The sequence below is a fragment of the Rhodoblastus acidophilus genome (genome assembly GCF_009720655.1).
GTDB lineage: Bacteria > Pseudomonadota > Alphaproteobacteria > Rhizobiales > Beijerinckiaceae > Rhodoblastus > Rhodoblastus acidophilus_A.
In genome coordinates this window covers 81,719-95,287 of record NZ_WNKS01000003.1, presented here as the reverse complement: position 1 = coordinate 95,287, position 13,569 = coordinate 81,719, and the positions used below count along the sequence as shown (strand labels likewise).

Annotated in this window: 7 protein-coding genes; 4 read left to right on the top strand and 3 right to left on the bottom strand. The window is 69.1% G+C overall.

The window, feature by feature from the left end; all coding sequences use genetic code 11:
• Nucleotides 1-2: 2 nt before the first annotated feature.
• A complete protein-coding gene (locus GJ654_RS04735) occupies nt 3-851 on the bottom strand; it encodes an FkbM family methyltransferase (RefSeq protein WP_155444964.1) in 849 nt (282 codons plus the stop codon).
• Between the two features lie 141 nt (nt 852-992).
• Here GJ654_RS04735 and map point away from each other — a divergent pair, with 141 nt between their 5' ends.
• The 3 genes from map to pcaD are packed head-to-tail and all read left to right on the top strand — an operon-like array spanning nt 993 to nt 3,302.
• A complete protein-coding gene (gene map, locus GJ654_RS04730; RefSeq protein ID WP_155444963.1) occupies nt 993-1,826 on the top strand; it encodes a type I methionyl aminopeptidase in 834 nt (277 codons plus the stop codon).
• Nucleotides 1,823-2,515, top strand: a complete 693-nt coding sequence (radC, locus tag GJ654_RS04725; protein WP_155444962.1) for a RadC family protein — start codon at nt 1,823-1,825, stop codon at nt 2,513-2,515. The genes map and radC overlap by 4 nt, the downstream gene beginning before the upstream one ends.
• Before the next feature lie 10 nt (nt 2,516-2,525).
• Nucleotides 2,526-3,302 (top strand): 3-oxoadipate enol-lactonase, encoded by a 777-nt coding sequence (pcaD, locus tag GJ654_RS04720; RefSeq protein ID WP_155444961.1) that lies wholly within the window; start codon nt 2,526-2,528, stop codon nt 3,300-3,302.
• A gap of 171 nt (nt 3,303-3,473) precedes the next feature.
• Here pcaD and GJ654_RS04715 read toward each other — a convergent pair whose 3' ends face one another.
• Together GJ654_RS04715 and GJ654_RS04710 are read right to left on the bottom strand one after the other, a co-directional pair.
• Nucleotides 3,474-3,791, bottom strand: a complete 318-nt coding sequence (locus GJ654_RS04715) for a sulfur globule protein precursor (protein ID WP_155444960.1) — start codon at nt 3,789-3,791, stop codon at nt 3,474-3,476.
• 141 nt (nt 3,792-3,932) lie between these two features.
• Entirely contained in the window at nt 3,933-4,310 is a 378-nt protein-coding gene (locus GJ654_RS04710) for an Hpt domain-containing protein (RefSeq protein WP_246664605.1), read from the bottom strand.
• A gap of 334 nt (nt 4,311-4,644) precedes the next feature.
• Between GJ654_RS04710 and GJ654_RS04705 the strand changes: the two genes are divergently transcribed.
• Nucleotides 4,645-13,515: a hypothetical protein gene (locus GJ654_RS04705; protein ID WP_155444959.1), complete on the top strand. Its 8,871-nt coding sequence runs from the start codon at nt 4,645-4,647 to the stop codon at nt 13,513-13,515.
• Nucleotides 13,516-13,569: the final 54 nt, after the last annotated feature.

Below are 13,569 nucleotides of genomic sequence, written 5' to 3'. Positions count from 1 at the left end.
GCTCAATCTCGCTGGTAGAACAGATAGGAGCGGCTGCGCGCGATGCGGCGATAGCCGCGCGAATCGAGCAACCCGCGCAGGTCGGCGTCCCACTTGCCCGGCGAAAACGCCAGGATCAGCGCGCGCGGCCACAAATCCTGTGGCTCCTGGGTCAGGAACGGCTCCAGCGCCAAATCCTCGGCGCCCTCGATGTCGAGTTTTAACAGATCGATGGACCCAAACCCTTCGTCGCGGGCCAGCGTCGCCAGCGATTTGACGGCGACGCGGGCCTGACCGCCGCCGCCCTCGACGCTGACCATGCGAATCGAGCTTTCGGAGAGGTCGTAGGGGTTGAAGAACAGAACCGCGTCACCTTCCGAATCGGCGACGGCGCAATTGAGGGCTTTGATCGAGGGGGCGTCGTTCTGGCGCAGGTTGAAGACCATGCGCTCGTAAAGCGTCGGCTGCGGCTCGACGGCGAGGATTTTCGCGCCCGGCCCGGCCCGCAGGGCGACAAACAGACTTGTGGCGCCGCAGCCCGCGCCAATGTCCATGAACGTCATTTCGGAGCGAATCTGCGCGGCGACAAAAGCGCGCTCGTCGCGGTCGGCGTATTGCGGCGTGAACAGCAGGCGCTTTTCGCAGGCGTCGTTGAAGGGATAGAGCCGCATGCGCGCGGCGATCGGCTCGACGGTGACGTCCACGGGCGCGGCGCGCAGCCGCCGCAGACCGAATCCGCGCGCGACCAGGGCGCTGCGCTGCGCCAGCCAGTGGGTTCCGGCATTGCAGGTGTAATCGAGCAGCCGTCGGATCAAGCCGCGCGGCCGATGCGCGCCAAAAGGCGAAAAATCGTTTTTCGACGCACGGGACATGTTGTCCTTGTAGCAGCGGCCCCACGGAGTTCCAAGCGCGAGCGCGGCGCGCAAAATGCGCGCGGCCTTGCGCGCTCCGGTAAAACGTCTAAATCTGGACCTGAATGAACCTGTGCGGCCGATTGGCTGGAAGAAGCTAAGATGAACTTTATCGAAGCCGACGCGGAACCGCGTCGCAAGAGCGGCCAAATCCGGCTGCACGGCCCGGAAGGGTTTGAAGGCATGCGCAAGGCGGGACGCCTGGCCGCCGAAGCCCTCGATCTCATGACCGACGCCGCCAAGCCCGGCGTCACCACCGCCGCCCTGGACAAGCTTGCGTTCGAGTTCGGCATGGACCACGGCGCCTTTTGCGCGCCGCTCGACTATCGCGGCTATCGCAAGGCGATCTGCACGTCGATCAACCATGTGGTCTGCCACGGCATCCCCGACGACAAGCCGATGCGCGAGGGCGACATCGTCAACATCGACGTCACCTACATTCTCGACGGCTGGCACGGCGATTCCAGCCGCATGTATTGCATCGGCGAGGTTCCGCGCCGGGCGCAGCGGCTGATCGAGGTCACCTACGAAGCGCTGATGCGCGGCATTGCGGTGGTCAAGCCCGGCGCCACCACCGGCGACATCGGCTTCGCCATCCAGACGTTCGCGGAAGCCGAACGCTGTTCCATCGTCAAGGAATTCTGCGGCCACGGCCTCGGAAAACTGTTCCACGACGAGCCGAACATCCTGCATTACGGCCACAAGGGCCAGGGCGCGGTGCTGCGCGAGGGCATGTTCTTCACCATCGAGCCGATGATCAATCTCGGCAAGGCGCCGGTCAAAGTGCTGGGCGACGGCTGGACCGCGGTCACCCGCGACCGCTCGCTTTCGGCGCAATTCGAACACGCGATCGGCGTCACCGCCCATGGCTGCGAAATTTTTACGGCTTCGCCAAAAGGCCTGCATTGTCCGCCCTATGCGGGGGCGGCGGGATGAACGAAGCACCGGCGCCAGAAAATCTGAACGCCGGCCATCGCGAGCGCCTGAGGGAGCGTTTTCTCCAGGGCGGCGCCGACGCCCTGCCCGACTATGAACTGCTGGAGCTGCTGCTGTTTCGCGCCATTCCCCGGCGCGACGTCAAGCCGATCGCCAAAATGCTGCTGCAAAAATTCGGCTCGTTCGCCGAAGTGATCGCCGCCGCCCCGGCCCGGCTCAAGGAAGTCGATTATGTCGGCGACTCCGTGGTCGCCGAACTGAAGATCGTCGAGGCCGCCGCGCTGCGCCTGTCGCGCGAGAGCATGAAGAAAAAGCTCACGCTGGGCTCGTTCGCCCAGGTGCTCGACTATTGCCGCTCGGCCATGGCCTATCTGGAAACCGAGGAATTCCGCGTGCTGTTCCTCGACAAGAAGAACGGCCTGCTCGCCGACGAGGTCGCCGGGCGCGGCACGGTGGACCACACCCCCGTCTATCCCCGCGAGATCGTGCGCCGGGCGCTGGAGCTGAACGCCAGCGCGCTGATCCTGGTCCACAACCACCCTTCGGGCGACCCCACGCCGTCGCAAGCCGACATCATGATGACGGAAACCATCGTCAGCGTGGCGAAGCCGCTCGGGGTGAACGTCCACGATCACCTGATCATCGGCCGCAACGGCCACGCCAGTTTTCGCGCGCTGAAACTGTTCTGAGGTTTTGTTGATGAGCCGCCTGCAAATCGGCCCGGCCGAGATCAATTTTGTTCTGTCCGGCCCGGAGGATGCGCCGGTCCTGGTCCTCGCCCACCCGCTCGGCGCGGATTTGAGCGTCTGGACCGAGGTTTCCACACTGCTCGCCGACCGCTTCCAAATTCTGGCTTTTGACGCGCGCGGCCATGGCGCGAGCTGGAAGCCGCCCGGCCCCTACACGCTTGACGAGCTCGGCGGCGATTTTTTGGCGCTGCTGGACGCGCTGGCGATCGCGCGCGCGCATGTCTGCGGCCTGTCGATGGGCGGCCTCATCGGGCAATGGCTTCTGCTCCATGCGCCGCAGCGGTTGGAAAAGCTTGTGCTCGCCAACACGGCGGCGCACCTGCCCGACACCGACGCCTGGAACGCCCGGATCGCGGCGGTGGCGGAGAGCGGCGTGAAGGCGCTGAGGCCGGCGATCCTGCCGCGCTGGCTCAGCGAAGGCTTTTGTGCAGCGCATCCAGAGGTCGCGGCGAAAATTTCGGACCTGCTCGACGGCTGCGACGCCGGCGGCTATTCCGGCTGCTGCGCGGCGCTCCGCGACGCGGATTTCCGCGAAAAACTGCCCGGCGCGGCGAAAAAAGAGATTTTGGTGATCGTTGGCGAAGCCGACGGCTCGACGCCGCCACCCATGGGGGAAGACCTGGCGTCGCTCACCGGCGCCCGGCTGGCGCGGCTGAACGCCGCCCATCTCTCCTGCGTGGAAGACGCGAAGGGTTTTGCGGCGCGGCTGCGCGCATTCCTGTCTTGAGCCGCCCCTGCAAGACGCCACGGATATGACTCCCTCTCCCCGCATGCGGGGAGAGGGTTGGGGTGAGGGGGGCCCTGGCGTTGGATCGGACCGTTGGTTTCGCGAGTTCGATCGCGGCGCCCCATCCTTCGCGCCCCCTTCCACCGCGTGAAACAAGGAAGAAGGCGCCCCTCAATAGCAGACGCGGCGGACGACGATTTCGCCCCAACCATTGACGTAGCGCTTGAGGAAGCAGCCGCCGCCGTAGACGAAACGCGGCCCGTAACCCCAGCGATGGCCCCAGCCGCCATGATGGCCCCAACCGCCATGATGACCCCAGCCGCCGTGGCCACCCCAGTGGCCGCCGCCATGGTGACCCCCGTGACCGCCGCCGTGGCCGCCCCAGTGGCCGCCGCCGCCCCAGGCCAGGGCGCTCGAGGGCGAAAGCACGGCGCCGGCGGCGGCGAGGGACAGGCCGGCGGCGAAAGCGATGGTGCGAAGATTGGACATGACGCGCTCCTTCAGGCTGGCTTGCCGGAGGAGGAAGGCTCCCCGGCGTTCCGGCTCATTCGCCCGGAACGTCCAGGGGTCGCGGCGTCGCGCAAAAAGGTTCAAACCGGGCGCGAAAAATTTTTCGCGCGGCGGAGACCATCAGCCGTTGAGGTCGCGCAGCGCGCCGAGCGCCTCGGCGAGCGCCTCCTGCAACTGGCGGGAATCCATGGCGCGAAAGAGGCCGGCGCGGGCGCTGTGCTCGTAATTCTCGGCCGCCTTGGCGACGGCGAAGGCGCCGACGGCCCGCGCGGAGCCCTTGAGCTTGTGGGCGAGATCGGCGCGCACGACATGGTCGGCGCCCGATTCGAGCGTCACGAGCTTGCCGCCGATATGGCTCGCCTGGCGTTCGAACAGGGCCAGAACCTCGTGCTCCAGCTCGCGGTCGCCCATGGTCTGGCGCGACAGATGCACGAGATCGAAGGGATGGGCCGTCCGGTTCTGTTCATCCTGCGCGAGACTCATTGCCGTTACCGCCATGTGTTAACTCCCAAACAACGCGAAATCGGCGCCAGGGCGCCCGGGACCACACCACACCATCGCTTGCTAACGATGCGTTAAGCACGATCCACACGTTTTCATCATCTTGAGCGTGAACGGCGAAAGCTGACGGAAGCCTTATTTTTGACGCTCCAGCGGAGCCTTTTGAAAATCATGGTGAATGTTCCGTTAACGACGTTTTCAAATCGCGGTGCTGCTCAGGTTTTCAAGGCTCGTGCGCGAGGGTAGAGTGCGTCTTGGTTAACTGCCGCGATCCGTGCGTCTTTACCGTCGCGCGGTCCAGGGGGGCGGCGGAGTCAAAAAGGTTAGTTTCATGTCCAATCCCAGCACGGCCCAGGATCCGGCGGCGGCGGCCTTGACGGCCATAGAGGACGCGCTCAAGCTGCCCCCCGAACCCGAGGAAAAGCCCGAGGGCAAACCCGCTCCGGGCGAAGCCGGCGCGCTGGAATTCGGCCTGCCGACCAGAGGCCCGGAAATGCCTCGCGCCCCGGAGATCGCTCTGGAGGAGCCGGCGCCGCGCCGCGCTGATTCGCCCCTCTCGCCCGGAGGCGCCCCCGCCAACGACGACCGCGAATCCGTCGGCCATCTGCTGCAAAGCATGCAGGTCAAGGCCGATTCGACCGCGATGACCGTCGCTGTGCTGACCGCCGCGCTGTGGTCGGGCCTGTGGATCGGCTACGCCATCTTCACCAAGGGCGAGGCGTTCACCGGCAACATCTTCAATCCCGCCGCCGCCATGGCGGTGTTCGCGCTGATCGGCCCGGTCATTTTCTTCATCGCCATGGGCATGGTGATGCGCCGCTCGCAGGAAATGCGCATCACCGCCCGGTCGATGGCCGAAGCCGCGATTCGCCTCGCCGAGCCCGAAACCTTCGCGACCGAACACGTCGTCACGCTGAGCCAGGCGATTCGCCGCGAGGTCGCCTCGATGGGCGACGGCATCGAGCGGGCGCTGGCCCGCGCCAGCGAGCTGGAGGCCATGGTGCGCTCCGAGGTCGCCTCGCTTGAGCGCACCTATGGCGAAAACGAGCGCCGCATCCGCGTGCTGCTCAACGAATTGTCGAGCGAGCGCGAATCCATCGTCGTCAACGCCGACCGCGTCTCCTCGGCGCTGACCTCGGCGCAATCGGCCCTGACCGGCGAGCTGGAGACGGCGACCAACACCCTGACCGAATTGCTCGACCAGACCGGCGAGCGCATCGCCACCGCGCTGGAGACGCGCGGAAACGAGGTGCAGAACGCCTTCGCCCAGTCCAGCGAGAGCCTGATGGCGGAGCTGGAAAGCCGCGCCACCGCCCTTCTCGAAAAATTCCAGCATCATGGCGCCGAAACCACGGAAGCCATCGACGCGCGCGCGATCGAAACCGACGCCGCGCTGCGCAAACTCGCCGAAGATTTCCTCGCCCGCATCCATGACAAGACCGGCCATCTCGCCCATGAGCTGAACGCGCATGGCGAAAAGCTCGCGGAATTGGTGGAGTCGCGCGGCGGCGAATTCGCGGCGGCCAGCCAGGCGGCGCTCGCCGATCTGACCGCCCGAGTCGAAAACCTGCACGCCATGGTCGGGGAAACCGCCCATCGCACCGTCGAGGATTTCAGCCAGCACGTCGAAACGCTCGGCCAGACCTATGCGGCGATCAGCCAGCAGACGGTGGAGGGCGTGGCCGGCCACACCCAGTCGTTGCGCGACAATTTTGTCATGGCGGCGGAAGAAACCCTCGCCGCCTTCTCCGGCCAGACCCGCGCCTTCAACGAGACCTTCGCCCGCACCGCCGGCGAGACGATCGAGGCCGTCGCCGGCCAGACCGACGCGCTGCGCGAGGCCGTCGAAGGCTCGACGCGCGGCGCGGTTGAAACGCTCGCCGCCCGCACGGGCGCCCTGGTCGCGGCGGTGGACGGCTCCACCCGCGACGCCGCCGAAACCATCGCGGCCCGCGCCGAATCCCTGCGCGCCGCCGTGGACGTCTCGACCCGCGAGGCCGCCGAAATCCTCGCCGCCCGCACCGAAACCCTGATCGTCACCGTCGATGGCGCGACCCGCGACGCCGCCGAAACCATCGCCGCCCGCGCCGAATCCCTGCGCGCCGCCGTGGACGTCTCGACCCGCGAGGCTGCCGAAATCCTCGCCGCCCGCACCGAAACCCTGATCGTCACTGTCGACGGCGCGACCCGCGACGCCGCCGAAACCATCGCCGCCAAGAGCGAGGCCCTGCGCCAGGCGGTGACCTCCTCGACCCGCGAGGCGACCGAAACCCTCGCCGCCAGCACCGGCCAGTTGACCGACCAGTTCACCCGCCTGTCCGGCGCGACCGTCGAAACGCTCACGGCGCAGACCTCGCGGCTGGAGCAGGCGTTCCACGACCACGCCGACAAGATCGAGAACAGCGTCGGCGCCGCCGCGACCCAGACCCTCGCGGCCTTCACCGACCAGACCAACGCCTTCCACGACCAGTTCGGCGCCGCCGCCGGCGAGACCCTGGCCGCCTTCGCCGGCCATGCCGAGGCGTTCCACGAGCAGTTCGGCGTCACCGCGCAGAACGCCATCGAGACCATCGCCGGGCATGGCGAACGGCTCGAACACATGGTCGCCGCCGCCACCCAGGACCAGCTGGCCTCGCTCGCCGGCCACACCCAGGCGTTCCAGGAGAATTTCACCTCCACCACGCAGCAGGCGGTCGAAACCATCGTCACCCGCGGCGCCCAGTTCGAGACCACGGTCGGCGACGCCGCCCGTCAGGCGGTCGAGGCGATCGCGAGCCACGGCGAAAATCTCGAAGCCACCGTCAACGCCGCGGCGCAGACCCATCTGGCCGCGCTCGCCAGCCACGCCGAAGCCTTCCACGACAAGGCCGCCGCCGCCGCGCAGCAGACGGCGGACGCCGTCGCCCGGCATGGCGAGCATCTGGAGACCACGGTCGCCGCCGTCACCCAAAACCATCTGGCGGCGCTCACCGGCCACACCGACGCCTTCAACGAAAAATTCACCGCCGCCGCCCGGCAGACGGTGGAGACCATCGCGCAGCACGGCGAGTATCTGGAGGCCACGGTGGCCTCCGTCGCCCAGACCCAGGTCGCCGCGCTCTCCGGCCAGACCGAGGCGTTCGAGGAAAAACTCGGCGCCGCCGCCCAGCAGACCGCGACCGCCATCTCCGAGCACGGCGGACGCCTTGAAGCCCTGATCGCCGCCGTCGCCCAGTCGCAGATCGTCGCGCTTTCCGGTCACACCGAGGCGTTCGAGGAAAAACTCGGCGCCGTCGCCCAGCAGACGGTGGACGCCATCGCCCAGCGCGGCGACCATCTGGAGGCCACGGTCGCGGCGGTCACGCAAAACCATCTGACCGCCCTCGCCGGCCACACCGAAGGCTTCGCCGCCGCCGCCCAGCAGACGGTGGAGGCCATCGTCCAGCACGGCGCGCAGTTGGAGACCACGGTCGCCGCCGTCGCCCAGGGCCAGGTCGCGGCTTTGTCCGGTCACGCCGAGGCCTTTGGCGAAAAGCTCGGCGCCGTCGCCCAGCAGACGGTGGACGCCATCGCCCAGCGCGGCGACCATCTGGAAGCCGCGGTCGCGGCGGTCACCCAATCCCATCTGACCGCCCTCGCCGGCCACACCGAGGGTTTTGCCGCCGCCGCCCAGCAGACGGTGGAGGCCATCGCCCAGCATGGCGCGCAGCTGGAGACCACCGTCGCCTCCGTCGCCCAGGGCCAGATCGCGGCGCTGTCCGGCCATGCCGAGGCGTTCGGGGAGAAACTCGGCGCGGTCGCGCAGCAGGCCGTGGACGCCATCGCCCAGCGCGGCGACCATCTGGAGATGACGGTCGCCGCCGTCACCCAGGATCATCTGGCGACGCTCTCCGGCCACACCGTGGCCTTCGAGGAGCGATTCACCGCCGCCGCCCGGCAGACGGTGGACGCCATCGCCAGCCATGGCGAGCATCTCGAAACCACCGTCACCACAGTCGCCCAGGGCCAGATCGCGGCGCTGTCCGGCCACGCCGAGGCGTTCGAGGAAAAACTCGGCGCCGCCGCCCGCCAGACGGTCGAAGCCATCGCCAGCCATGGCGAACATCTGGAATCCACGGTCGCGGAGGTCACGCGGACCAATCTCGCCGCGCTCTCCGGCCACACCGAAGCCTTCCAGGAGAAATTCACCGCCGCCGCCCGGCAGACGGTGGAGGCCATCGCCGGCCAAAGCGAACATCTGGAATCCGCCGTCGCCAGCGTCACGCAGAACCATCTGGTCGCGCTCGCCGGCCACAGCGACGCGTTCCAGACGCAGTTCGCCCAGGCGACAGGCGGCGTGATCGCCGACGCCGAGCAGCGCGCCGCGCATCTGCGCGACTCGCTGGAGTCGACCTTGAAGGCCGTGGGCGACGCGCTCAGCGCGACCACGATCGCGACGCAAACGCATTTCGAGGCGACCGCCGAAAGCACGCTCAACGCGCTGCTGTCGCAGACCCAGGCGCTCGACGGCGCCTTCTCGGCCAATGCCGCGCAGGCGGCGGAAGCCATCGTCGAACGGCTCGGCGACGCCCAGGCGCGCTTCACCCAGACCGCCAGCGACGCGGTGGCGGCCATCGGCGTCCACGGCGATCGCGTCAACGAAACGCTCGCCGAGCGCCTCGACGTGTTCGAGCGCACGCTGGCGCGCGGCGGCGATGAGGCGGCCAACAGCATCGGCCAGCACGCCGAACGCCTGTCGCGCGAGATCTCGACGAGCCTGCAAAGCTTCGAGACCAAGATCGAAACCGGGGTCACCGAGGCGCACACCCGCCTCGGCCAGCACGCCGAGCGGCTCAACGCCGATTTCGTCGCCCAGCTGGCGGCGCTGGAAAACCTGCTGCGCGACGGCGGCGAAAGCTCCGCCGACCACATCCGCGCGCAAACCGAGGTTCTGCGCGACGCGCTGGCCGAAAACCTGCGCGCCTTCGAGGCGGCGCTGGTCGAGCACGGCGGCGGCGCGCTGGAGCGCATCGGCGCCCAGTCCGAGCAGATCGGCGCGGTGATCGCCGAGCGGCTGGCGCTGGTGGAGACCACGATCGGCGAACATGGCGCGGCGCTCGACGCGCGCCTGGGCGAACGCGCCCAGGCCACGGCGGCGCTGCTCGCCCAGCAGCTCGAACGCTTCGAAGCCGCGACCTGGGACAAGACCCAACACGTCGTGCAGAGCATGGACGCGCTGCTTGAAAAGGCCGACAACGGCCTGGACGCGCGCTCGCGCCAGCTCAACGACACGCTCGCCGGCCGCGCCATCGACATCGCCAAGGTTTTGGGCGAAGGCGGCCGCGAGGTCGGCCGCGCGCTCGACACCAAGGCGCGCGAACTGGACGAGATCATCCTCAGCCGCTCCACGGCGCTGACCGCCGACCTCGCCGCCAAGACCGAGGAGATCAACGCGACGCTCGGCGCGCGCGCCGAACAGATCGCCAGCCATCTCGGCGGCCATATCGGCCAGTTCGAGGACAAGGTGGTCAACCGCCTTGCGCTCGTCGGCGAGGAGGTCTGGAACCGCACCGAGGAGATCGATTCCGCGCTCGCCGCGCGCTCGACCCAGATGACCGAAGGTCTGTCCGCCCAGATCGGGTCGTTCGAGGACAAGGTGGTCAACCGCCTGACCGCCGCCGGCCGCGAGGTCTGGAGCAAGACCGGGGAAATCGACTCCGTGCTGGCCTCGCGCTCCGAGCAGATCGCCGGCCATCTCGGCGCCCATGTCGAAGCCTTCGAGCAGAAGGTGGTGAGCCGCGTCGAGGAAGCCGCCGTCAACATCTCGGCCAAGGCCTCCGAAGCCGAAGCGGCGCTCGCCGTCCGCTCGGCGGAAATCGCCGCGCATCTGGGCGACCACGTCGACTCCTTCGAGACCCGGGTGGTCGGCGGCGCCGACGAGGCCGCGAAAAAGATCTCCGCCACGATCGGCGACCTCGCCGGCCAGATCGCCAGCGAGGCGTCGCAGGCCGAAGCCGCGCTCGCCGCGCGCTCGACGCAAATCGCCGCCCATCTCGGCGGCCATGTCGAGGCGTTTGAAACCAGGGTGGTGACCGGAGCGGAACAGGCCGCGCAAAAGATCGCCGCCCAGGCCGGCGACCTCGCCGGCCAGATCGCCGCCAAGGCGAGCGAGGCGGAAGCGGCGCTGGCCTCGCGGTCCGCGCAGATCGCCAATCGCCTCGGCGCCCATGTCGAGGCCTTCGAGGCCAAGGTGGTCGGCGGCGCCGACGAGGCCGCCGGCCGGATCGTCGCCAAGGCGAGCGACCTCGCCGGCCAGATCGCCGGCGAGGCGGCGCAGGCCGAGGCGGCGCTCGCCGCCCGCTCGGCGCAGATCACCGCCCATCTCGGCGCCCATGTCGCCGCCTTCGAGACCCAGGTGGTCAGCGGCGTGGAACAGGCCGCCGAAAGGATCGCGGCGAAAGCCGGCGACCTCGCCGGCCAGATCGCCAGCGAGGCGTCGCAGGCCGAAGCCGCGCTTGCCGCCCGCTCCGGCGAGATCGCCGCCCATCTCGGCGGCCATGTCGACGCCTTCGAGGAGAAGGTGGTCGTCCGCGCCGACGAGGCCGCCCGCAGAATCGCGGTCAGCGCCAGCGAATTGTCCGGCCAGATCGCCGCCCGCGCGGCGCAGGCCGAGGCCGCGCTCGCGGCCCGCTCCGACAAGATCGCCGCCCATCTCGGCGGCCATGTCGAAGCCTTTGAAGACAAAGTCGTCGTCCGCGCCGACGAGGCCGCCAGGAGAATCGCGGCCAGCGCCGGCGAAGTCGCCGGCCAAATCGCGGCCAGCGCCGGCGAAGCCGCCGGCCAGATCGCGGACAGCGCCGGCGCGTTCGCCGGCCAGATCGCGGCGCGGGCCTCGGAGGCCGAAGCCGCGCTCGCCGCCCGCTCCGGCGAGATCGCCGCCCATCTCGGCGGCCATGTCGAGGCCTTCGAGGACAAGGTCGTCGGCCGCGCCGACGAGGCCGCCCGGAAAATCGCCGCCAGCGCCAACGAGCTCGCCGGCCAGATCGCCGCGCGCGCGTCCAAGGCCGAAGCCGCGCTCGCCGCCCGCTCCGGCGAGATCGCCGCCCATCTCGGCGGTCATGTCGACGCCTTCGAGGCGAGAGTCGTCACCGGCGCCGAGGAGGCGGCCCAAAGGCTCGCGGCAAGCGCCGGCGCGTTCGCCGGCGAGATCGCCGCCCGCGCGTCGGAGGCCGAGGCCACGCTCGCCGCCCGCTCCGGCGAGATCGCCGCCCATCTCGGCAGCCATGTCGACGCCTTCGAGGCGAAGGTCGTCACCGGCGCCGAAGAGGCCGCCCGGAAGATCGCCGCGAAAGCGGACAAGGTCGACCAGGTGCTGTCGCTGCGTTCGGAGCAGGTCGCGGCCCATCTGTCCGGCCATGTCGATCTGTTCGAGGACAAGGTGGTCGGCCGCATCGCCGAAGTGGCGGACAAGGTCGCGGCGCGCGCCGAGGAGATCGACGCCACGCTGAGCTCGCGCGCGGAACAGATCGTCGAAAGCCTCGGCGGACAGGTCGGGGCGTTCGAGGAGAAGGTGCTCGGCCCGCTTGGCGAGGTCGGCGAGGCGATCGACCGCCGCGTCGCCGCGCTCGGCGCCACGCTCGACGGCAGCGGACGCGCGCTGGCCGAAGACCTGCGCCTGCGCACCGAAGAGCTGCACGACTGGTACGACACGCGCGGCGCCAAGCTGATCGACCTGCTGCAGGAGCGCGGCAGCGAGGTCACGCAGCGCATCGCCAGCTTCAGCCAGACCGCTGTCAGCGTGCTGCATGAACGCTCCGGCGAACTGATCGCCGAACTGAACGGCAAGCAGGAGGAAATGGCCTCCGCCCTCACCGAGATCAACGGCCGCATCAAGAAGGACGTGGTCAGTCTGGTCGAGGTGATGGCGCAATCGCACCGCGCCCTGCTGGGCGTCGTCGACAAGGCCGAAAACAGCCTGCAAACCTATGACGCGCAGCTCGGCGAACGCATCGGCGCCTTCACCGGCGCGGTCGACGCGCTCGACGGCGAAATCGACCGCCTCGACACGACGGCGCGGCAGGGCTCCGACTCCCTGTCGCAAACCGCGCGGACGCTGGGCTCCCAGAACGCCGGTCTGACCGAAACGCTCGGCGAGATGCGCAAGACCCAGGCGGACATGGACGCCGCCCTGGACGCGCGTCTGGAAAACCTGCAGACGCTCTACAACGAGGCTCAGCAGCGCCAGGAGGCCTTCGAAAAACGCCTCGAACGCTACGCCGTCTCGATCGGCAAGACGCTCGCCCAGGCCGAGGACAAGGCCCGCGAGGTCGGCGGTTTCCTCACCGACGCCGCCGCCGCCACGGCGGGAACCCTGACGAGCCAGTTCGACTCGCTGCGCGATGCGGCGGCGCGGGAGCGCGAAAACGCCTCCACGGCCCTGAGCAGCGCCTACGAGCAGAACATGAGCGAGCTGAACCAGTTGTTCGCCCAGTCGACCGAGCGCTACAAGGCCGTGGCGCAGGAGCTGCGCGGCATGAGCGCGGAGGTCCAGCGCGAACTCGAGGCGACCAGGCAGGAGCTGCGGCGCGGCGCGCTGGAGCTGCCCCGCGAAACCTCGGAGCAGACGGCGGCGATGCGCCGGGTGATCGCCGAGCAGATCAAGGCGCTCAACGAGCTGACCGACATTGTCGCCCGCTCCGGCCGCGCCTTCGACATCGCCGAGGCGCCCCGCGCCGAGGCCCTGCCCGCCCCGCGCGCAAGCCGGGCGGCCGCGCCCGCCCCCGCGCAGCGCTTCGACGTGCGTCAGGCGACGTCGCCGCGTCCCGCGACCGGCGCCGAAGCCAATGGCTGGGTGAGCAGCCTGCTCGCCCGCGCCTCGCAGGAAGACACGCCGCGCCGCGGCAAGGGCGCCGATCTCGAAAGCCTGTCGGCCGACATCGCCCGCATGGTCGATGAGAACGCGCTGGCGCAGGCCTGGGACCGCTACCGTCGCGGCGACCGCGGCGCGTTCGACCGCAAGCTCTACATCGGCTCCGGCGCGAAAACCTTTGACGAGGTGCGCCGCCGCTACGGCAACGAGACGGATTTCCGCCAGACGGTGGACCGTTACGTCTCGGAGTTCGAGCGCCTGCTGTCGGAAGTGGACCGCGAGGACCGCGACGGTCTTTTGACGCGCTCCTACCTGACCTCGGAAACGGGCAAGGTTTATACCCTTCTCGCCCACGCGGCGGGCCGGCTGGGATAAGCGGGCTCCGCACCCGCGAAAAAACAGGGGCTTCCGGCCAGCGCCGGAAGCCCC

Excerpts from the sequence above, each read along its gene's own strand:
- pcaD (WP_155444961.1), top strand. The coding sequence starts at position 2,526 with ATGAGCCGCCTGCAAATCGGCCCGGCCGAGATCAATTTTGTTCTGTCC.
- map (WP_155444963.1), top strand. The coding sequence starts at position 993 with ATGAACTTTATCGAAGCCGACGCGGAACCGCGTCGCAAGAGCGGCCAA.
- GJ654_RS04710 (WP_246664605.1), bottom strand. The coding sequence starts at position 4,310 with ATGGCGGTAACGGCAATGAGTCTCGCGCAGGATGAACAGAACCGGACG.
- GJ654_RS04735 (WP_155444964.1), bottom strand. The coding sequence starts at position 851 with ATGTCCCGTGCGTCGAAAAACGATTTTTCGCCTTTTGGCGCGCATCGG.
- radC (WP_155444962.1), top strand. The coding sequence starts at position 1,823 with ATGAACGAAGCACCGGCGCCAGAAAATCTGAACGCCGGCCATCGCGAG.
- GJ654_RS04715 (WP_155444960.1), bottom strand. The coding sequence starts at position 3,791 with ATGTCCAATCTTCGCACCATCGCTTTCGCCGCCGGCCTGTCCCTCGCC.
- GJ654_RS04705 (WP_155444959.1), top strand. The coding sequence starts at position 4,645 with ATGTCCAATCCCAGCACGGCCCAGGATCCGGCGGCGGCGGCCTTGACG.